Origin of the sequence: Capnocytophaga haemolytica (assembly GCF_001553545.1) — a bacterium.
GTDB classification, from domain to species: domain Bacteria; phylum Bacteroidota; class Bacteroidia; order Flavobacteriales; family Flavobacteriaceae; genus Capnocytophaga; species Capnocytophaga haemolytica.
Map to the genome: position 1 here is coordinate 1,268,204 of NZ_CP014227.1, position 20,512 is coordinate 1,288,715.

At 43.0% G+C, this 20,512-nt stretch carries 18 protein-coding genes; 8 read left to right on the forward strand and 10 right to left on the reverse strand.

Annotated features, from left to right (window positions below; genetic code table 11):
• Position 1: 1 nt before the first annotated feature.
• From ftsH to AXF12_RS05555, 3 genes are all read right to left on the reverse strand, one after another.
• Positions 2-2,071 (reverse strand): ATP-dependent zinc metalloprotease FtsH, encoded by a 2,070-nt coding sequence (gene ftsH / locus AXF12_RS05545; RefSeq protein ID WP_066429051.1) that lies wholly within the window; start codon positions 2,069-2,071, stop codon positions 2-4.
• Positions 2,072-2,074: 3 nt separating this feature from the next.
• Positions 2,075-2,446, reverse strand: coding sequence for a ribosome silencing factor (rsfS, locus tag AXF12_RS05550; RefSeq protein ID WP_066429053.1), 372 nt, complete (start codon positions 2,444-2,446; stop codon positions 2,075-2,077).
• Positions 2,447-2,859: 413 nt separating this feature from the next.
• Positions 2,860-5,076: an FAD-dependent oxidoreductase gene (locus AXF12_RS05555; protein ID WP_066429055.1), complete on the reverse strand. Its 2,217-nt coding sequence runs from the start codon at positions 5,074-5,076 to the stop codon at positions 2,860-2,862.
• Positions 5,077-5,527: 451 nt separating this feature from the next.
• On the opposite strand from AXF12_RS05555, the gene AXF12_RS05560 reads away from it, so the two are divergent.
• The 5 genes from AXF12_RS05560 to AXF12_RS05580 all read left to right on the forward strand — a co-directional run bounded on the left by AXF12_RS05560 (position 5,528) and on the right by AXF12_RS05580 (position 8,534).
• A complete protein-coding gene (locus AXF12_RS05560; protein ID WP_143325066.1) occupies positions 5,528-6,553 on the forward strand; it encodes a hypothetical protein in 1,026 nt (341 codons plus the stop codon).
• 88 nt (positions 6,554-6,641) lie between these two features.
• Positions 6,642-6,965: a hypothetical protein gene (locus tag AXF12_RS05565; protein ID WP_066429059.1), complete on the forward strand. Its 324-nt coding sequence runs from the start codon at positions 6,642-6,644 to the stop codon at positions 6,963-6,965.
• An 83-nt stretch (positions 6,966-7,048) separates the two neighbouring features.
• Positions 7,049-7,597, forward strand: coding sequence for a hypothetical protein (locus tag AXF12_RS05570; RefSeq protein WP_066429060.1), 549 nt, complete (start codon positions 7,049-7,051; stop codon positions 7,595-7,597).
• A gap of 13 nt (positions 7,598-7,610) precedes the next feature.
• Positions 7,611-8,165, forward strand: coding sequence for a hypothetical protein (locus AXF12_RS05575; protein WP_143325067.1), 555 nt, complete (start codon positions 7,611-7,613; stop codon positions 8,163-8,165).
• 42 nt (positions 8,166-8,207) lie between these two features.
• Positions 8,208-8,534 carry a hypothetical protein gene (locus AXF12_RS05580; protein ID WP_066429064.1) on the forward strand — a complete coding sequence of 109 codons (327 nt, stop codon included), beginning with the start codon at positions 8,208-8,210 and terminating at the stop codon, positions 8,532-8,534.
• 59 nt (positions 8,535-8,593) lie between these two features.
• Here AXF12_RS05580 and AXF12_RS05585 read toward each other — a convergent pair whose 3' ends face one another.
• From AXF12_RS05585 to AXF12_RS05615, 7 genes are all read right to left on the reverse strand, one after another.
• Positions 8,594-9,412 (reverse strand): ZIP family metal transporter, encoded by an 819-nt coding sequence (locus AXF12_RS05585; protein WP_066429066.1) that lies wholly within the window; start codon positions 9,410-9,412, stop codon positions 8,594-8,596.
• Positions 9,413-9,601: 189 nt separating this feature from the next.
• Positions 9,602-10,123 (reverse strand): GNAT family N-acetyltransferase, encoded by a 522-nt coding sequence (locus AXF12_RS05590; RefSeq protein WP_066429067.1) that lies wholly within the window; start codon positions 10,121-10,123, stop codon positions 9,602-9,604.
• A 6-nt stretch (positions 10,124-10,129) separates the two neighbouring features.
• Entirely contained in the window at positions 10,130-10,915 is a 786-nt protein-coding gene (gene dapF, locus AXF12_RS05595) for a diaminopimelate epimerase (RefSeq protein WP_066429069.1), read from the reverse strand.
• A 9-nt stretch (positions 10,916-10,924) separates the two neighbouring features.
• A complete protein-coding gene (locus AXF12_RS05600; RefSeq protein ID WP_066429071.1) occupies positions 10,925-11,812 on the reverse strand; it encodes a phosphatidate cytidylyltransferase in 888 nt (295 codons plus the stop codon).
• Positions 11,813-11,815: 3 nt separating this feature from the next.
• Positions 11,816-12,424, reverse strand: a complete 609-nt coding sequence (locus AXF12_RS05605; RefSeq protein WP_066429073.1) for an LUD domain-containing protein — start codon at positions 12,422-12,424, stop codon at positions 11,816-11,818.
• Positions 12,425-12,616: 192 nt separating this feature from the next.
• Positions 12,617-15,067: a replication restart helicase PriA gene (gene priA / locus AXF12_RS05610; protein ID WP_066429075.1), complete on the reverse strand. Its 2,451-nt coding sequence runs from the start codon at positions 15,065-15,067 to the stop codon at positions 12,617-12,619.
• Positions 15,068-15,097: 30 nt separating this feature from the next.
• Positions 15,098-16,021: a YihY/virulence factor BrkB family protein gene (locus AXF12_RS05615; protein ID WP_066429077.1), complete on the reverse strand. Its 924-nt coding sequence runs from the start codon at positions 16,019-16,021 to the stop codon at positions 15,098-15,100.
• A 441-nt stretch (positions 16,022-16,462) separates the two neighbouring features.
• On the opposite strand from AXF12_RS05615, the gene purE reads away from it, so the two are divergent.
• From purE to AXF12_RS05630, 3 genes are read left to right on the forward strand one after another with little or no spacing between them, the layout of a single operon-like run.
• Positions 16,463-16,951 carry a 5-(carboxyamino)imidazole ribonucleotide mutase gene (purE, locus tag AXF12_RS05620; RefSeq protein ID WP_066429079.1) on the forward strand — a complete coding sequence of 163 codons (489 nt, stop codon included), beginning with the start codon at positions 16,463-16,465 and terminating at the stop codon, positions 16,949-16,951.
• On the forward strand, positions 16,944-18,491 hold the full coding sequence (guaA, locus tag AXF12_RS05625) for a glutamine-hydrolyzing GMP synthase (RefSeq protein WP_066429081.1): 1,548 nt from the start codon (positions 16,944-16,946) through the stop codon (positions 18,489-18,491). The genes purE and guaA overlap by 8 nt, the downstream gene beginning before the upstream one ends.
• A gap of 58 nt (positions 18,492-18,549) precedes the next feature.
• Complete coding sequence (locus tag AXF12_RS05630; protein ID WP_066429083.1) at positions 18,550-20,481, forward strand: LysM peptidoglycan-binding domain-containing protein; 1,932 nt, start codon at positions 18,550-18,552, stop codon at positions 20,479-20,481.
• Positions 20,482-20,512: the final 31 nt, after the last annotated feature.

Genomic DNA, 20,512 nt, shown 5'->3' on the forward strand with positions numbered 1-20,512 from the left:
CCTAACTTTTCACTGTGATACTCCCATCGGGGTTGAGTGTCGTTGCCGCTGCTTCATTCTCATCATCTCCAACCTCTGTTTGCAAAGCCTTTTTCTTCTCTTCTGCCTCAGCAATCTTCTCCTCGGCAGTCTTGAACTTGCGTTCGCCGAAGATGGCTACGAGGTCATCGCGGAATATCACTTCACGCTCAAGGAGTAAGGTCGCTAATTGGGTCAGCTGCTCGCGGTGCTCACTGAGTATCTGTATTGCACGCTGATACTGAGCTTCAATGATCTTAGATACTTCCTCGTCAATCAGCAGTGCCGTCTTCTCGCTGTAAGGCTTGGTGAAGTTGTAGTCCGCTTGCCCTGACGAATCGTAATAAGTGAGGTTACCAATCACATCATTAAGTCCGTAGATAGTAACCATAGCGCGTGCCTGCTTGGTAACCTTCTCCAAGTCGCTCAAGGCACCTGTGGATATTTGGTTGAATATCACTTTTTCGGCAGCACGACCGCCCAAGGCAGCACACATCTCATCGAGGATCTGGTCGGTACGTACCAGCTGTCGCTCTTCGGGGAGGTACCACGCTGCCCCCAACGACTGTCCGCGGGGTACGATCGTTACTTTCACTAATGGTGCCGCGTGCTCCAAGAGCCAGCTTACAGTGGCGTGTCCTGCCTCGTGGAAGGCAATAGCCTCGCGCTCCTCAGGAGTGATGATCTTCGACTTCTTCTCTAAACCGCCTATAATTCTATCTACTGCATCTAGAAATTCCTGTTTGCTCACCGCCTGTTTGCCCTTACGCGCCGCAATCAATGCCGCCTCGTTGCAGACGTTGGCGATGTCCGCCCCTGAGAAACCAGGCGTTTGCTTGGCGAGGAAATCCACATCAAGTTCCTCTGCAGCCTTGATAGGCTTTAAATGCACTTTGAATATCTCCTTGCGCTCGTTGAGGTTCGGCAGTTCCACATATATTTGACGGTCAAAACGCCCAGCGCGCATCAACGCTTTGTCGAGAATATCGGCGCGGTTGGTCGCTGCCAGCACGATGATGTTCGTGTGCGAGCCAAAGCCATCCATCTCGGTAAGGAGCTGGTTGAGCGTATTCTCGCGCTCGTCATTCGCCCCTGTCATCACGTTTTTGCCACGGGCACGCCCGATAGCATCAATCTCATCGATGAAGATGATACACGGTGATTTCTCCTTTGCCTGCTTGAAAAGGTCGCGCACACGTGAGGCACCCACCCCTACAAACATCTCCACGAAGTCAGAACCTGAGAGCGAGAAGAAAGGCACTTCTGCCTCGCCTGCTACTGCCTTTGCCAGCAGCGTTTTACCCGTACCAGGAGGACCTACTAAAAGTGCACCGCGCGGTATCTTACCCCCCAGTGCTGTGTATTTATCAGGGTTTTTAAGGAAATCTACAATCTCTTGCACCTCTTCTTTAGCCCCTTCTAAGCCTGCCACATCAGCAAAGGTAACCTTGGTAACCTTTGTTTCGTCGAACATCTTTGCACGCGACTTACCGATACCAAAGAGCCCTCCAGCCATTCCGCCACCTCCCATACGACGCATTACATAAACCCAAATAAGAATTAGGAATGCAAATGGAAGTATAGACATTAATAGATCTATAAGTGTAGTATCGTTAGTCTTGTTTTCAATAGTAGTTGTTAAGTTGTTATCTTTAATAATCTGTTTTACATCTCGCTCGAAGTTACTCAAGTCACCCAACTCAAACTTGTATTGCGGAATCTCTGATGAATTAGAACCTTGAAATATAGAGTTGCTGTTCTTTAAATCCTTATGTTCTTCTTTCTTTAGGGCATCAGGGGTCAAGAATACCTTTGCTTCTTTGCGATCAACTATTACAATCTTTGCGACATCGCCATTGCTTAAGAACTCTTCAAACTTTGACTGAGGGATTTCCTTAGTTTGTACCCAAAGAGCCCCTCCTGAGTAGAAATTAAAACCTAAAAGAATAGCCAACAGCAAGGCGTAGAGCCAATAAGCCGAAAATCGTGGCTTGTTATTATTAGTATTGTTACTATTATTAGTAGCGTTATTATTGATATTGTTCTCTGCCATATATTACTGCTTGTTTTCTAAGTTAATAAACTTTGCATCGCCCCATAGCCCTTCGAGGTCATAATGCTCACGTATGTGTGTTTGGAAGATGTGTACCACTACATCTACATAGTCTATCAGCACCCACTCTGCATTAGCTTCACCCTCTACGTGCCAAGGTTTTACGTGTCCTTCTGCCTGACTTACTACTCTTTGTACAGCACCTGCAATAGCACTCACTTGTGTGTTCGACTGCCCATTGCACAATACAAAATACTCGCATACGGCATTCTCTACCTCACGCAAGTCCATAATAGTAATATCACTTCCCTTTACCTTTTCTATACCAGCAATAATGTTTGTAAGTAGCTGGTTTGATGATATTTCCTTATTCAATACTCCTAATTATTTTAAAGTTTAACTTATTTTACAGATTACCAATCGGCAAAATTACTCATTTTTACAATATAAGCAAAGTTTTACACTGAAAAAAAATAAATTTAACACTTACGAATCTCTCCATACTCTTTCCTGACATTTTGTCAGGTGTAGAGAGTACTCTTGCCATACTTCTGTCAGTAGTTGGATTATAAATGTTATTAATTGATTAACAGAAAAATACTATTTATTACCTCCTTGTAAAACTAATATCACGTCTCTACATACCCTTTCTCCCTTTGATATATTAAAAAATCGTGCCAAACTTCCTTTTGAAAACAAAAATGCCGAAGTAATTATATTGATTACTTCGGCTTATAATGTTAGCAACTCAACCTTAAAAACTTAGACTCAAACCTCAGGCTTTCCTTCTAAAACGCATCACTGTGCACTGCCTCCCGCTTCACACCCTCAGTGAGCAATAACTCCTGCATTGCACCAGTAAAGACACGCGCACCCACAGCGTAATAATCATACCTATCAAGCGCATCCAACTGCTCCTTTAAAAAAGCGGCATCAATACGACTGTGCTCAGCAGTGAACACAGGGATATACCTATAACGCTCCAGCAGAACAGTTTGCAACGCCTTGTGGTAAGCCGCCTTGCCTATGGTCTTATTGCTGTAGATGACCACCACTTCTTCAGTGTAGCCCCTCTTCTCCAACTCCTTGAGCATCGACAGCACAGGGGTAACGCCTATCCCCGATACCAAAAAAGCAATCTTCCTGCCTTCACTTTTTATGGTAAAGTCGCCCATAGGGGCAAAGATAGTCGCCCGATCGCCCACCTGCATCGCAGCTACGCTCTTCTTATAGCTGCTATCGCTAAGGCGCATTGCAAAGCGCAGTACCTCCTCATCAGGGTGTGAAACCATCGACAGCGGACGCCAAGGTAAGTCCAGCGCAGTGTAAGCAGGGGTACTCAACTTCACCACCGCATATTGCCCTGCGGCATACTGCAAGTCCTTAGGCCTCTCAAAGGTCAGTTCTACAGTGTTCTCGGCAATCATCTCCTTAGAGAGCAATCGCACCTCCCTTGTATCCTCAATATGCGAAGGCGGCAGCTTCCTCCAAGGCACGCCTTTAATACCTTCTGCGGTCAGGTAACCGCTGAATATTGCCCCTGTGTAGCCGCCACCTGTAGGCGACCACGCTGAGGCAAAATACAGTCTTTTCACAGGTGATGCTGTTGCCTTTACCCTTGCAGGACCCGATTGCTCCCTACTCTGCGCATACCCATAAGGCGTCCCGTGCGGATTGAGCGTATAGCGCGCAATGGTCTTTGCCGTACCCACCTCGTAGTATTCCAAGTGCTCTAAAATATGCGGATACACCGCCTCCAAACGCTGTAAGTAGCTCTGTGCCAATGCCTCTTTACGAGCTTCGTAGGTCGCCGCGTCCAAATCCGACCACTCGCTGAGGTAATCCGTTGTGCAAATCACCGCCACACTCTTGCCCTGTGGTGCCAACTGCGCATCAATCTGTGAGTAATCCAAAAAGATAAACGACCGATGCCTGTAATCTCCTTGATTATTCGCCTTTATCTCCTTGAGTGTGCGAGGCTCCTCACCCTGTATAAAGGTGGAGTAATGCCGTACACCCCACGCTTTCAGGTCGGTATCGAACCCTAAGTAAATCGTCAGTAGCCCACACGAAGGCTTGAGGTCTTTTATCTGCTGATGCAGCTGAGCCCCTTCCTTCTCGGGCAACATCGCCACTACATTTGGCTGAGCGGCATTGGCAATCACCACATCGGCAAAAGCCTCCTCGTGCCCCGCTCCCTCGTTGAACGTATCACGATAGGCAACCCCCACCGCTTTACCCTTCTCTATGAGGATCTTATCCACCATCTTACCCAAGAGCACTTGCCCGCCCCGCGCTTCGATGTACTGCACTAAGTAGTTCGACAGCCTTTGCGAGCCGCCCTTAATAAAGTGTCCACCCCCAACGATATAGCAGCTCTGCGCAACACAAAATAGCAGCATCGAAAGCTCATAAGGGTCATCGCTATAATAGCCGATATTCGCCGTGAGTATCGCCTTGAGTTGCTTGCTCTTGATATGCTTATCCATCCACACACCCACCGTAGTGCTCGAGGCTCTTACCAAGTTAGGAAACAACAGCGGCACCAACGGATAAGTAAGCACTTGCAGCCACTTTTGCTTGGGGAATCGCAATGCCTCGGGGTATGCCTTCCGCAGGAGCTTATAATACGCCTCAATACCTTGCCGCTCCTCGGGGAAATCACGCAGCAACTGCCCCTTTGACTGCTCCCAACCATCGGGGAACACATACTCAAAATCGCCCTTATGCAGCGCGTAGAACTCAGGAGCCTTCACAAACTCCACCGCATCGAAAACCCCCAGCATCTCGAGAATATCCCGCTTAGGATCCCCCTCGTGCAAGCCATCGATCTCGTGCAAACCCACTTCCATCAGGTAATCGCCTCGTTTAAAAGCCGTAGCACAGCCACCCGCCACGTAGTGTTGCTCCAAAACGAGCACCTTGCAACCCTTATGAGCCAACACAGCCCCTGCGGTAAGTCCCCCCAGACCACTACCGATAATAATACTGTTATATCTATTCATTGTCGTATGATTTTTTGGCAAAAGTACAACTCACGCCCCACCCGACAATTATCCTATGTTAAGAAATGCACAAGGCACATCCTACAAACTTACAACAGTAATATATACTATCATATACGGAGCTTATACGAACCTTATACGGACCTTACACGAACCTTATACAAAGAAAACCCCTTTTTATGACATCCTACCTCTACAAAAATCTATTTTCTTAGTGAATAAAACTACAATAATCAATCTTCTTAGAAAAACACTGTAACCCCATAGTTTTATTACTACAACGTAATACATTTTTGTAGTGTGTGTTTATCCCTATTAAAATCATCCATTATCCATTGTGCATTATAAATTAATCCGTATCTTTGCCCTATAAAATATGTAAGTAGCCCTTGATTTTTTTATCTACTTTGTATAGTCAAACACTTGCTAACAAACAATAAACTTAAAAAGTATGAGATATATTTTATTGGTATTCAGTATTTTATTTTTAAATGAATCTTTTGCACAGATGAAGACATCAAACTTTACAGGGTATTATAGCTATCGTGGAGGCGTGTTTTATATCAAAGAAGATAAAACTTTTTTGGTGATGGGCTATGCTACCATTATCACGGGAACTTGGGATATACAAGAAGCCGAAGTACCAGATCTTATGAATAAGACAAAAAAGCGCAAGAAATTACTGTTTCTTACACCTTATCGCCCAGAGTATCCTTTTATGGTTTGGGGTAGAAAGGATCCCGAAATAAAAAAAGGCTATCAAATTGAATATGTTGGAGGGAATTTTATGCAAATGGATGAGGTTTATATAGGAACAGATTTGGAGCAGATGCAGGCGTTTTTCAATCCATCGCCTAATTGCTTTAAGTCTGAGTATATTTATAAAACTAAAAGCCCATTATCCAATGAATTTATTTTAGCAGATTTAAACGAAAATAGGCATTCGGAAGGGAAGAAATACAACAATTTATTTTCATTTCCAGTAGGGAATTATAACAATTTTTTAGTAGCCTATATACCAGCAGAAGATGAAAATCCTATATTCTTCAATTTTGTAGTGGGGAAAAATGGACTTGAGGACTTTGAAGGGAATGTAATCAAAAAGAATAAAGAGAGCGACTTTAATAAAGAAGATATTACGTTTTTTAATAGCATATCTACTGAAAATCCTTACTTGCATAATGACTTTGTAATGAGGACAAAGAATGGAAATATAACCCCTTATAAAGAATTTGAAATTATTGAAATAGAGGGAGAGAAATGGTATAAGGATGAAGAACATTCGCAGGAGGTAGGAAAAGATAGTTATTCACTTTACGATGAGGCAATGGAAACAATGGTAAAAAATAAATATACAAAGTTGCCCATAAAAGCATTGCCTTTTAAGAAGTTTAAACCTTTGAAAACTACGCTTTTCCACGCAGAATGTGAAGGAGAGTATAAAAATAGCAAGCGAAAAATCTATTCAGGAGATTAGCCTTTTTGAGAATCTGATATTTACGCCCTACTGCTTAATTTGAGATAATGAGTATTTAAGATGCGTTAGCCCTAAAAGCTATGATACTATGAGTTATATTTTGTTTATTGTAGCACTTCTTATCATTATTTGTATCTCAAGTTATTACACTTGGAATATTTACAAAGTCAATAAATTTGAGATAATAGATAACATCCTTATTGTAAAAGGTCTATTTGGTTTTAAAATCTCTTTAAGTGAAATAGAGAATGCTAAGATTGAGAAGACCTTAAAGGGCTTCTTTATTGTAATCTCTCTAAAAAATGGGACTAAAAGAGGCTTTATTATTCCTAATGCCTCAAATAGTTATGAAGTATGTACAAGATTCAAACAAGAAATGGAAGCCAATCAAATTCCTGTACATTTACATTAATTAGGAAAAGAGCGGATACCCCGCAAAGCCTCAGCCGGATCAGAGCAGTATAGTTTATAGCATATTGAAAATAATAAAGAGTAATGAACAGTAAAATAATTTTAGTATTTGCTATTCTTTCCTGTTATTTTCTGCCAGAAAGTATCAAAGCACAACAAGTAAAGAATAAGATTTATTCGCAGCAGCCAATGAATTGTAGATATGAGGGTGACCACGAATTACAATCTTGTAAGCCTATGAAAGATTTATTCGTATCATTTAAGTGGAGCCACCCTTATCACATTTCCTTTTCACTGCATAAAAAGAGATGGATTTATACCATAGATGATGATTTCTCAGGTATAGATACCAATATGTATATGTATAAGAAAGCCAATAATATAATATTTTTGGTTGAGCTATTGTATGAGTATAGTTCAGATGTATTGCTCTTCTACAAAAACAATGATAAGATATATTTCTTAAAGAAACTGCCATTTGAGATACCTTCCGATTTAGAAGGAGGCTGGCATTATGAACTTAAGGATTGTAAAAATGCTCTCGTAATAGGTTTGATATACGATGCAACTAAAAAACAAGTAAAATCATACAATGTTAGTTTTTCATTGAAAAAAGAGTTACAAACAGATTAAAATACAATTGATTATGAAATACAATTTCTTTTTCATTGCACTATTCTCAGCATTTCTAAATTGTTTTTCTCAAAATCAAACTATGAAAAACAACTTAGAGACAATTTATTTTAATGAGATAAGTAGATTTGAGGAAGATAATAGTTCTTATACATTGGAAAATATTAACATAGTGATAAATAATACCAACGTATTAACCTTGAAGAAAGTAAATAAGGTAATAAGTAATATTTCATTAGATACTAATTATGAAGGACCTGGATTTCAGATATATTCCTATAAAAACAAACAACACTCCAATACAGAAGTAATTGTAATTGAAGCAACAGCAGATATTGGAGTAGCTTGGTATTATATTATTTTATTAGATAATGGGAGTATTATAAAACAATTCTATGTGAAAGAACCAAGGCATAATTCTGATAGTATTGATATTAAAGACTTTTTGGAGATATACTGCTCAAATAGGCAACTCACACTAAAATTTAGAAAGAAACATATAGCAACGTATTCCATTATACCTAAAAGCCTAAAAAGAGATAAAAATTTTATTTATTTGTATAAGTAAGTATTAATATCTGATGCTTAACACTAAATCCTAACACCTAAAATGAAAGACCTAAAAAACCACATAGAGACCATTGTACAACACATAGAAAAGACATTGAGGCAACCCAATGCAGATCACCTTAACCTTATAACACAAAAAGAAGCCTTATTGGATATATTATTTCTGATAGCGTTGTATGAAAAGTATCACCTCACCCGAAAAGATATAGATGAGATTATCTCACTGCCGCCGACTGCTACCAATAGCTCAGAATACCGCATAGTAGACGACAATGATGTAGATAACCGCACGTATTGGCGGGAGCTTCTCATTGAAGAACAGACTCTAAGACTGCAAGCAAAAGACATTGTAATCAAAAGGAAATAGCGTATAGACATTATGATTTAGCTTCAACACTAACAATTGATTTATTGCTCTTAGCTCTCTTACCCAAGTACCACGTCCATCGCCATCATAATGACAAAGCCTACAAGGAAGCCGATGGTTGAGACGTCGGTATTTTCGTTCTGTTGTGCCTCAGGGATCACCTCCTCAACCACCACGTAGAGCATCGCCCCAGCGGCAAACGCAAGTGCGTAGGGTAGGATAGGGGTGAAGAAGAGTACCGCAAAGGCACCGAGTACCCCAAAGATAGGCTCCACAATCGCCGATAGCTGTCCATAGAAGAAACTCTTAAACCTGCCCACGCCCATACGGCGCAAAGGCATTGAGACCGCAATCCCCTCAGGGAAGTTCTGCAAGCCAATACCAATGGCGAGGGTTACTGCCCCAGCGATAGACGCCTCAGGAATACCCGCTGCCACTCCACCGAAGAGCACCCCCACAGCCAATCCCTCAGGGATATTGTGCAACGTAATAGCGAGGATTAGCAGTGTAGTGCGTTGCCAGTGCGTTTTGATACCTTCTGTTTGTTTAAAATTAGCGTGGAAGTGTGGCAGCAGCTTGTCGAGCAAATAAAGGAAGCCTGCCCCCATAAAGATACCCGCAATGGTAGGCATCACCTTCACAAAGCCTTCACCCCCCGACATACTAATGGCAGGAATGATAAGACTCCAAATACTCGCGGCAAACATCACCCCACCCGTGAAGCCGAGCATCCCGTCCATCACATACTTATTTTCCTTCTTGAAGAAAAACACCAAGGCAGCCCCCAATGCCGTTACTCCCCACGTAAAGATAGTGGCATAACCCGCTGCCAATATGGGGTTGATAGTCTCTAAATAATCTATAATACTTTGTATCATCGTCTAATGTTTTTGAGGATAATACCATATCCTACGAATCTTATTTTCAGACTGCAAAAGTAATTATTTTTAGATAAGTGGAAAAATATTTTTATAATAATATTTAATGTGTATAGTGTGTAATACTCTTATATAGCTATAAATGAATAGATTATTTCACTTGAACTGATATATTTAAGACTGGTATTACTAAAAAATATATTGATAAATAAGCACATCTTTATAGCTACCTTTGAAGTAAATCCAATCTTTTAACAGAGCTGATTTAGCAAAACCAGTCTTCTCAAAGAGCTTTATACTTGCCTGATTATCATTCGGTATGTAGGCTACAAGTTGATGTAGATCTAAGTAAGTTTGGCTGTGCTGCATCAGTAATTGCAAAGCTTCAGAGGCATATCCCTTTTCTCTTGCTTCTTTTAAAAGGGCAACTCCCACTGAGGCGCGTTTATTCTTAGGGTCAAAGTCGTATAAATCAATTAATCCTACAGGATGATTGTCATTATCACAAATTACAAATCGATATTGATGAGCCTCATAAATATCTTGGGTAGCATTCTGGATATACGATAGCAGGAGGTATTTTGAAAAAGGAAGTTGTGTTTGGCTTACCTCCCAGAGCTCTTCTTCATTTTCAAGATGATAAAGAAAATCTATATCCTCAGGTTCTAAGGCACGCAGATAGCAAGATGTTAGTGCAGTGTTATGGTTCATAGTTTGTTATGTAGTGATAGTTCCTTCAAAAACGAAAGAGGCTTTTCCACAGAGGTATACATTTTTATATCTATTATCCTCTATGTCAAAAAGCACTTTTAAGTTTCCCCCTTTGGTATGGAGTTCTACAGGGCTTGAAGTAGTTATTTTAGTGTGAAAAGCTGCTATGGCTGCCGCAGTTACCCCAGTGCCACAGGAATAAGTCTCATCCTCTACGCCGCGCTCATAAGTACGCACTTTAAGCACCGTTGGGCTCACCCTTTCAACAAAGTTAACATTGCTGCCGCCTTTATCTCGATACAATACCCCATAGCGAATAGCAGCCCCTTCGGTCTTCACGTCAATTGCTTCTACATCATCTACAAATATTATGTGATGAGGCGACCCTGTATTGAGAAAAGTGTAACCTTCGTGCACGTCAATAGTATTGACATCCTTCATCTGCAATTGTACTTCGTTTTTAGGGTCAATTAGTGCATTATGCTCACCATCGACAGCAATGAACAACGCTTTTTCAGTAATGATTCCCAGTTGTTTGGCAAAAGCGACTACACAGCGTCCCCCATTGCCACACATAGTTCCTTGCCTCCCATCAGAATTGTAGTATATCATACGAAAGTCGTAATTAGAGGTATTTTCCAAAAGGATAAGCCCATCAGCACCTATGCCAAAACGCCTATCACATAGTGAAGTGATAAGCTGCTGGTTTTCTTTTGGAAAAAAAAGACTACGATTGTCAATCATCACAAAGTCATTGCCTGTACCTTGGTATTTGTAGAAATGTACCTTCATTTGTTTGTTTTAGAAGAGTTCAAAAATCAATAAAGTGAGAAAGGCAAATGGAGAAGCAAAAATCAAGCTATCTAAGCGGTCTAAAAGTCCTCCGTGTCCTGGGAGGATAGTGCCGCTATCTTTTACCTTAGCAGTGCGTTTAAAGCTCGACTCTACAAGATCACCAACTGTGCCAGTAACCACCAGTACAATTGCCAAAACCACCCATTGCCATATAGGTTTTTCACTGTAATAATAAGCGATAAGTACCGCTACAAATACTGCCCCAAGTAGCCCTCCTATAAAACCTTCAATTGTCTTTTTAGGAGAAATACGCTCAAAGAGTTTGTGCCTACCAAAGGCTTTACCCGAAAGGTAGGCAAAGCTATCGCTCGCCCATATAATACATAAAATCCCTATCATTGTAATCTGTGCAGCATTGGGAAAGCCTTCTTGTGGTATGGTGTTATTGAAAAATAACTGACCAAAAAAGTCAGTATAAAACTGCGTCCTGTAAACTGATGACTCAAATTTGTAGATAAGAGGTACAAAGATACAGCCTCCTCCCACATATAGCAGACTAACGAGTAACTTTGTGTTGTTGCTCCTCTTGCGCAAGGGCAATTTCTCATTAAAAAGTGACATCGTTAGGTAGATATTCGTCAGTAAAGTAGCTAAAAGTAAGGTGTAAATAGCAAAAACACTCACTTTTAAATGGATATATAGCCACCAAGTGAATAAAAATATCAGAAAAATGTGCAATTCCTTTAAGCGGATAAGCCTCTTGAACTCAAATAAGCATATAATCCCAAAGGACAAAAATAAAAAGTCAAAAGCGCTCGCATCAAGCATAATGGCTGATAGGAGCAAAAATATGTAGATGAAGCCTGTTATCGTTCGCTTGAACAGTTCGTTCATAAATTATGGTTTTTCAATGGGTAAATCTTCCAACAAAATAAGATAGGTATTTTTGAATTTACTACCTAAATCATTGATATTGTTATCGCTTTTCTTCTCTCGGAAACACTTTAAGGTAATTAGCCCTGTAGGCTTTTGCTGTGGATATTTTGAGTTAATACCTCGCATACCTTCATTGATATCTCTAACCATTTGGCTGGTCTTTGCAAAAACAATAAATATTTCAGGTAGTTCATCTATCTTCCTATGGCGTAACTGGTTCGATGACAGCATAATTCCTCCTTCCGAAGTGATCAAGTACTCACAGTCAGTCAGGTAGACATTTGAGGTCTCAATATCTGAGGTCAGAAGGGAAAGGTGCTCCTCAAATACACTTCGGATCGTTGACGAAGCGTTACTACTGAGTTTTACTGTTACCCCCAATTCTTTTAGTATATTTCGGAAAACCTCTTGCGCTTCAATTTCTGAGGCACAATAGATAAACCGCCCGCCTTTTTCGATAAAGTGTAGCGCAAACTGTTCGTCTGCTGGCAGGTGATCTGTTGTATTTTCTTGCTGATAAAGTTCAGCTTCAGTATCATTTCCTTTGAATAATCTCTTAAAAAAATTCATTTAGTTTTTCCCTTTTAAGTAATTATACGTATTCATTATCAGTAAATTAAACTCATTATTCCCTTGCTGAGAACACGTTCTAATTTCGTACTTATACAGAATATTTTGCAAAGTTAAACAAAAATAATTATAACAAGCTATTTTCTCAATAAAAAATATTTTTTAAGATAGTGTTCATTTCTATCTATCCTTCTAATCAACTGTGTATATCACTTTTACTGCACGAAACTTTCCTATTGCCTGAAAGCTGGTTTCAATGCGCAGCAATTGTGTTTTTACAGCAGAGGGTGATATCTTTGATGGTTCTACTTTTACGAGAATATCCTTCATATACTCATTGCGAATACGTGAGATGAGTGGAAACTCAGGTCCGAGTATATGCACTCCACTGTGAGCTTCAAAAGCCTGTAATAGAGCTTGGGCAAACCACGCTGCTCCTTCGTTTACTTGGTTGAAGTCGGTGTGTTTAAAGGTGATCTTTACCAGTCGCACCAGTGGAGGGTATAGGTACTCTTGTCGCTCTTGCATCTGCTGGGCGTACATCCCTTTGAAGTCGCTATGCAGCACTTGTTGTAATACAGGGTGCTGAGGGTTGTATGTTTGTATGAGCACTTTGCCTTTCTTTGCACTGCGTCCTGCGCGTCCTGACACTTGCAATAGCAGTTGAAAGCTACGCTCATAAGCCCTAAAATCAGGAATATGGAACGACGCATCAGCACTCATCACCCCCACCAAACCTACATTCTCAAAGTCCAGTCCTTTTGAAATCATCTGTGTGCCCACCAATATCTGTGTTTGCTGCTGCTCGAATTGTGAAAGGATCTTCTCGTAGCCATATTTGCCATTAGTAGTATCCTGATCCATTCGGTCAATAGTGGCATTGGGGAACAGCTCGCTCGCTTCTTTACTGATCTGCTCCGTGCCGAAGCCCTTGGTGGTGAGGTCAGCACTGCCACAAGCCACACACGTCTGAGGCATCGCAATAGCATAGCCACAGTAATGGCATCGCAGTTGGTTCCGACTGTGGTGGTAGGTCAGGCTCACATCGCAATGTGGACACTGGGGCACCGTGCCACAACTCTTGCATTGCACCACAGGGGCATACCCTCGCTGATTTTGGAAGAGAATTACTTGCCTGCCTTCGGATAGCGTCTCACCAATAGCCTCAATCAGTAAGTCTGAAAAGTGCCCTGTCATCCGCTTCCGATGGTATTTATCTTTGATGTCTACAACCTCAATGGTAGGTGGCTGAAACGCTCCATAGCGCTCCGATAAGTACGCAAAACCGTACTTCTCAGTCTTCACATTGTGCATACTCTCAATAGAGGGCGTAGCCGACCCTAAGAGTACATTCGCACCTTGTATTTTTGCTAACATTGTGGCTGTATCGCGCGCTTGGTAGCGTGGTGCGGGGTCGTACTGCCGATAGGAAGGGTCGTGCTCTTCGTCCACGATAATGAGTCCTAAATCCGAAAAAGGCAGCATTACTGCCGATCGCACCCCGACCACAAGCTGAGCTTTGTGACTCTTATGCAGCACGTTGTTCCATACCTCCACTCGCTCATTGGTGTTGTATTTGGAGTGGTATACGCTCATTTGCTCGCCGAAATGCTGCTTTAGTCGGTTGATAAGATGCACCGTGAGCCCTATTTCAGGCAGGAGATACAGCACCTGTTTACCCGATTGCAACATCCTGTCAATAAGCTCAATATACACCTCTGTCTTTCCTGAGGCAGTTACTCCTTGCAGTAGTATGGTCTCCTTATAGGCAAACTGCTGTGTAATCTCCTCCAATGCAGCTCGTTGTGCAGGTGTAAGAGCTTTCTTAGCACTTGTATCACCGTCGAAACTCACGCGGTCTTTCTGTAGATAGTACTCCTCAAAAATACCCTTCTCCTCCGCAGCTTTGAGGATGTTTGCCGACACCCCAGAAGAACTGAGCAGCACCTCTGCCTTTAAAGGCGCCTTATCCTTATTGATATGGTTAAAATAAGCCAAGATAAGTTGTGTTTGTTTGCGTGCTCCCTTAGTGAGCTCAAGAGCCTGCTTGAGCCCTTCCTCACTTTGATACGCAGGTGATAGCCGTATGTATTTCACTAACTTAGGCACATATCGCTCGAAGAGACGCTCACTGATGCGCGCAGCTCCCTTCTCCACCAAACCTTTGATCACCTTGAGCGACTTGCGTTTGGGCACTATCATCGCCACTTCGCTGCCCTTCAAAGCTGTTTTCAACTTCAAAGCATCGTATACAAGCCACTCATCATCAGTAAAAAGCCCACTCTCCATATCTTTATCCTGCACCTCAATGATCGTCTCACTTTCCAGCAAAAACGCCGAGGGCATCCCCGAGCACATCACTTCGCCTAAGCTGCACATATAGAACTCAGCCACCCATTTCCAGAGCGCTAATTGCTTCTCAGTTACAACGGGCTCCTCATCTAAGATGTAAGCTATCTCTTTCGTCTCGTAGGCAGGCTTGTGGGAGTGTATGCTGTACACCAATGCCGAGTAGAGCTTTGCCTTACCAAACGGCACCGCCACCCGCATTCCTGCTTTTAGGAAATGGGCTTCATCTGCATTCACGCTGTAAGTGAATAGCTTCTTTAGCGGTAATGGTAATATCACATCTATGTAGTACATCACACAAAAAATTAAATCATTTCACTTTCCTCAGGAGCAACGTCCCCCCTTTGATCGCTTCAACTGTCGCAGCGTTGCATTCAGCTCAAAACCCAACAGCAATATGTTTGAGTTCAGCCAAATATACAACAAAAATATGAGCAACGCACCAATCGAACCGTACAACTGGTTGTAACGCGAGAAATTCTCAATATAAACACCAAACAAATACGAGGTCAAGCCGAAGAGCAGAGTCGTAAATATCGATCCCACGGAAAAAAATCGGCTTTCCTTCCCCTCAGGTGTGCCAAAATAAAACAAGATACTCGTGCCGAAAAACATCACAAGAAAGATAAAACCCCACTTCGAAAGCAAAAACCAATACTCATTAGTCTCAAATAGCCCTAACTTCTCTAAATAAGGCACCAGATACACCTCGTAAGCCAAAAACACCACCACCGTGATCAGCACCAGCAGCGAAAGGATAATCGCCACCATCAGCGCATAGAGATATTGCTTGATATAAGTACGCGTGATCTGCTTGTGATACGAGAATTCAAAGCCTCCAAAGATAGCCATTATCCCATTGGTCATCAAGAAGATAGATAAGAAGAACACCGACGAAAGCAGTCCTCCTCGTTTCTTCTCAGCAATATCGAAGAAAATATCCGAAATAAAACTCTCAGTTCCAGGGGGCAAAAGGTCAGTGATAAACGCCCAGAAATCCAACTGAAAGTCATCAATCGGAATATAAGGGATAAGGTTCAGTATAAACAGCAAAAACGGAAAAATAGCCAGAAAAAAACTGTACGAAATCGCACTCGCCCGATAGGTAAGCGTCCCCTTGATAATCCCCACAATGTATAGCGAGAGCAAGTCGTAAAGCGTAAAAGCCTTCTTGTACAGCGGAATACTGTCCAGAAAACCTATCAATTGCTTGATAATTGGCAAGTTAAGTATCCTATCTTTAAGCATAGAAGTATGGGTGTTTTATATGTGGGGACAAAGATACGAAATTTTAGTCATACACCGCACATTTTCCCCTGATAAACTTCACCAGAGGGCTTCCCTTTTCACCTTCCTAACGAGGTCTTTTCCTCTTATTTTCCTCCCGATTTCTCCAATAGAAAATTTTTCTTTCGAAGTCATCTCGAACACATCTCGAACACATCTCGAACACATCTCACGGATTTTTCGGTTTTTGAAAATCTGCTAAACGGATGTAATTTGGAGTAAAAACCTACAATAAATCAAAACAGTAGAAAATAAACACGCTTTAAAAAGACTCTTTTTCAGGGAAAATAACGGGAAAAACAGCCCTCAAAAAACCATTGTAAAAAGCTCCTTGCAAAAAAAATGACCCTAAAATTTGCCCCTTTCAACTGAAAGACGTAATTTTGCCAAAAATAAACACGTATGAAAGTAGCCGTAGTGATGGGTAGTAAGAGCGACTTGCCTGTGATGCAAGATGCTATTAACCTCTTGAAGGACTTTGGAATAGATACTGTGGTGGACATCGTTTCTGCCCATCGTACCCCTGATAAACTCGTGGCTTTTGCTACCACCGCCCACACCGAGGGTATCGCCGTGATTATCGCAGGGGCAGGCGGAGCAGCGCACTTGCCAGGGATGGTCGCCTCGATGTCGCCGCTGCCCGTGATTGGCGTGCCTGTGAAGAGTAGCAACTCCATCGACGGCTGGGACTCGGTGCTCTCTATCCTGCAAATGCCCGCAGGGGTGCCTGTGGCTACCGTAGCACTGAATGGAGCTAAGAATGCAGGTATCCTTGCCGCTCAGATCCTCGCCGCCCAGCAGCCCGAACTATTGCAGAGGATTATCGACTATAAAAACAACCTAAAACAAGCCGTTTGGGAGGCTTCTAAAGAACTGAATGCAAATGAATAACAATCGCTTTGAAGGCAGCCGCCTGCTGATATTGGACTTTGGCTCGCAATACACCCAGCTCATTGCGCGACGGGTGCGTGAGCTTAACGTCTATTGTGAGATACACCCTTACAATCACCTCCCTGACGAGATTGATAGCTACGATGCGGTGATCCTCTCTGGCTCGCCCTACTCGGTGCGCAGTGAGGAGGCACTTCACCCCGACCTCTCAGCAATACGCGGTAAGAAGCCGCTGCTGGCAGTGTGTTATGGGGCGCAGTATCTGGCACATTTCAGCGGGGGAGAGGTAGCCCCTTCAGCTATTAGAGAATACGGTCGGGCAAACCTTTCCTATATCAAGGCGGGCGAACCGCTCTTTGAGGGTATTGCCACAGGCAGCCAAGTGTGGATGAGCCACAGCGATACTATCAAGGTTTTGCCTACGGGAGGCGTTTGCTTGGCGAGCACTGCCGATGTGGTGAATGCAGCGTATCGCATTGAGGGGGAACCTACTTATGCAATACAGTTTCACCCTGAGGTTTCGCACTCTACTGATGGCAAGCAGCTATTGGCGAACTTCCTCTTTAAGATTGCGGGCTTTACTCCTAACTGGACGGCGGACAACTTTGTGGAGATGACCATCACTGCGCTCCGTGAGCAAGTCGGTCGCGATAAGGTAGTGCTGGGGCTTTCAGGCGGTGTCGATTCCACCGTGGCAGCCGTATTGCTCAATAAAGCCATTGGCGAGCAGCTGCACTGCATCTTCGTCAATAACGGACTCTTGCGCAAAGGCGAGTTCGAGAGCGTCCTCTTGCAATACGAGGGAATGGGCTTAAACGTAAAGGGAGTAGACGCCTCAGCGCGTTTCCTTTCAGCTCTCGCAGGGATTACCGACCCCGAGGCAAAGCGAAAAGCCATTGGCAAGACCTTTATTGAGGTATTCGACGATGAGGCACATAAGATTAGCGATGTGAAGTGGCTCGGGCAGGGCACTATTTACCCCGATGTGATTGAGTCGCTATCGGTAAAAGGTCCCTCAGCAACCATCAAGTCGCACCACAATGTTGGTGGTTTACCCGATTATATGAAGCTCAAGGTAGTAGAGCCGCTGCGTATGCTCTTCAAAGACGAAGTGCGCCGTGTAGGACGAAGTCTCGGTATTGATGCCGAGCTATTGGGCAGACACCCATTCCCTGGCCCTGGGCTGGCAATACGCATCTTGGGCGATATCACCGCTGAGAAAGTGGCTGTATTGCAAGAAGTAGATGCGATATTCATCGGCAACTTAAAGTCCACAGGGCTCTACGACAAAGTATGGCAAGCCGGAGCAATACTACTACCCATCCAAAGCGTAGGCGTAATGGGCGATGAGCGCACCTACGAGAAAGTCGTAGCCCTGCGTGCCGTAGAGAGTGTGGATGGTATGACCGCCGACTGGGTAGACCTGCCACACGCCTTTTTGCAGAAGGTCTCCAACGAGATTATCAACAAGGTGAAGGGTGTCAATCGCGTAGTGTATGACATCAGCTCTAAGCCACCTGCCACTATTGAGTGGGAGTAATTTAGAAATTAGGAATAAGAAGATTTAAAAGAACAAAAAATTATAATAAAGAATACGTATGAAAAGATTTATAACACTTAGTTTAATGCTACTATGGGGCGCACTGAGCCTGCACGCACAGCAGACCTATACGGCAAAAGGCTATGAAACCGTTGAGAATATTGCAAAAACCTACCGCCTCTCACCTGCGGATATTGTTAAAGCGAATTCTGGCTTGAAGGATGCTGTTCAGAAAGGGCAGACGATCAATATCCCTGTGAGTAAGTACAAGCATTACAATACCCAGCGCCCTGAGAGCTTTAAGATACACTTGGTGAAGGGCGGTGAGACTTTCTTCGGGCTGTCGCAGCGATATCGCATTAATATTGACGATATTAAGCGCTACAACTTAGATCTGTACACACGCGAGCTACAAGAAGGGGAGCGCATTACTATCCCAGTATTCAATAAAGATACAGAGGTAGTGCAGAAGGTTAATCCTGGGCAAAAGCGCTATGTAGTAAAACCACTCGAAACACTTTGGAAGATTGCTAAGAACCATAATGTGAGTGTTGAAGAGTTGGAGCGTATCAACAAAGGAGAAAAAGGCTTTGATGCCAATAACCTCAGAGGAGGGCAAGAGATATGGGTGCCAGCCTCAGCAGTTGATACTTCCGATACAGCAACCCCTAACATCCCAGCAGGGAAGAATTTAGTGCTTTACAACGTAGAAAAAGGGGAAGGCTTTTACAGCTTAGAACGCAAATTTGGGCTCTCAGAAGCCGATTTAATCAAGCTCAATCCCGACTTGAAGTCAGGCTTAAAGAGCGACTCACAGATATGGATTCCTAAGGAGAATTTTAACCGTTATAGCAATGCGGCAGCTACTACCACCAGCGATTACAACTTTAAGAATGCCAATACATCTCTGCGCTCGGCTTCTTCTCCCTCTAAAGTGAAGGAAATCTCGTATATTCTACCTTTTAAGGTCTCCGATGTAGGTGGAGGCAACAAGATGGAGCTGCGCACGCGCCTTAAGAGTAATAAGCTCACTCCCATCGCTACCGACTTCTATTCAGGGGCTTTGATGGCACTGGACTCTTTGCAGAAGATGGGTTATAAGTTCAAGGTCAATACCTATGATAGTGAGGCAGATGATATGCAGAAGATTGTCAGCACCCCTGCGGTGAAGAACTCACAAATAGTGATAGGTCCCTTTACTACTAAGCGGTTCAACGACTTAGCTTCGGCAATTACGAGTCCTAATACCGCCCTCTTGGCGCCTTTGGCAAATAAGAATATCACGCTCAACCCGAATGTATTCCAGACACTGCCTAGCGATGAGGCACAGCAAGCCCGTATGATTGATTATGTGGCTAAGCACTATTCCGATGCGAATATTATGATATTGGCAGATAGTAAAAATGGGGCTATACGTGAGAAGTTAGAGCGTGCTTTTCCGAATGCCAAGGTGATAACAGAGATGTCAGCAGCAGGCTTTAACAATGCGCTGAGCCCTACCAAGGAGAACTTTGTGCTATTGCAGTCCAACGATGTAGGCTATGTGTCGCTGGTAGTGCGCATATTGCACAACGCCCTGAAAGTAGGTAAGGGAGCTACAGCGCCAAAGATTACGCTGGCTACCTTGGACAAAGGCAATGTGTTCGACTCTAACAGTATCTCCAATAGCCAACTATCGGACTTGCACTTTACCTACCCGACAGTCAATAAGTACTCTAACGGCAGTGATGCCTTCTCACAACGCTACCTAAAGACTTATGGTGTTCTGCCCAACAAATACGCTATTCGCGGTTTCGACATCACGATGGATGCAGTACTCAGATTGGGTGTATCAGGCAACTTTACAGGTAGCAGTAGCCAAGTAGGTGAAACCTCCTATTTAGAGAATAAGTTTGCCTACCAGAAGAATGCTTATCGTGGAGGAGGCTATGAAAACCAAGGAGTATATATCGTGCAATACGACGATATGGAAGTAAAAGAATTACAGTAGTAGAATAGAGATCAGGAGACAGTAATCAGAG

What these genes read in the sequence shown, in the direction of transcription:
- ftsH (WP_066429051.1), bottom strand. Translation starts at nt 2,071, where the DNA reads ATGGCAGAGAACAATATCAATAATAACGCTACTAATAATAGTAACAAT.
- AXF12_RS05555 (WP_066429055.1), bottom strand. Translation starts at nt 5,076, where the DNA reads ATGAATAGATATAACAGTATTATTATCGGTAGTGGTCTGGGGGGACTT.
- AXF12_RS05560 (WP_143325066.1), top strand. Translation starts at nt 5,528, where the DNA reads ATGAGATATATTTTATTGGTATTCAGTATTTTATTTTTAAATGAATCT.
- AXF12_RS05565 (WP_066429059.1), top strand. Translation starts at nt 6,642, where the DNA reads ATGAGTTATATTTTGTTTATTGTAGCACTTCTTATCATTATTTGTATC.
- AXF12_RS05570 (WP_066429060.1), top strand. Translation starts at nt 7,049, where the DNA reads ATGAACAGTAAAATAATTTTAGTATTTGCTATTCTTTCCTGTTATTTT.
- AXF12_RS05575 (WP_143325067.1), top strand. Translation starts at nt 7,611, where the DNA reads ATGAAATACAATTTCTTTTTCATTGCACTATTCTCAGCATTTCTAAAT.
- AXF12_RS05580 (WP_066429064.1), top strand. Translation starts at nt 8,208, where the DNA reads ATGAAAGACCTAAAAAACCACATAGAGACCATTGTACAACACATAGAA.
- AXF12_RS05585 (WP_066429066.1), bottom strand. Translation starts at nt 9,412, where the DNA reads ATGATACAAAGTATTATAGATTATTTAGAGACTATCAACCCCATATTG.
- AXF12_RS05590 (WP_066429067.1), bottom strand. Translation starts at nt 10,123, where the DNA reads ATGAACCATAACACTGCACTAACATCTTGCTATCTGCGTGCCTTAGAA.
- dapF (WP_066429069.1), bottom strand. Translation starts at nt 10,915, where the DNA reads ATGAAGGTACATTTCTACAAATACCAAGGTACAGGCAATGACTTTGTG.
- AXF12_RS05600 (WP_066429071.1), bottom strand. Translation starts at nt 11,812, where the DNA reads ATGAACGAACTGTTCAAGCGAACGATAACAGGCTTCATCTACATATTT.
- AXF12_RS05605 (WP_066429073.1), bottom strand. Translation starts at nt 12,424, where the DNA reads ATGAATTTTTTTAAGAGATTATTCAAAGGAAATGATACTGAAGCTGAA.
- priA (WP_066429075.1), bottom strand. Translation starts at nt 15,067, where the DNA reads ATGTACTACATAGATGTGATATTACCATTACCGCTAAAGAAGCTATTC.
- AXF12_RS05615 (WP_066429077.1), bottom strand. Translation starts at nt 16,021, where the DNA reads ATGCTTAAAGATAGGATACTTAACTTGCCAATTATCAAGCAATTGATA.
- purE (WP_066429079.1), top strand. Translation starts at nt 16,463, where the DNA reads ATGAAAGTAGCCGTAGTGATGGGTAGTAAGAGCGACTTGCCTGTGATG.
- guaA (WP_066429081.1), top strand. Translation starts at nt 16,944, where the DNA reads ATGAATAACAATCGCTTTGAAGGCAGCCGCCTGCTGATATTGGACTTT.
- AXF12_RS05630 (WP_066429083.1), top strand. Translation starts at nt 18,550, where the DNA reads ATGAAAAGATTTATAACACTTAGTTTAATGCTACTATGGGGCGCACTG.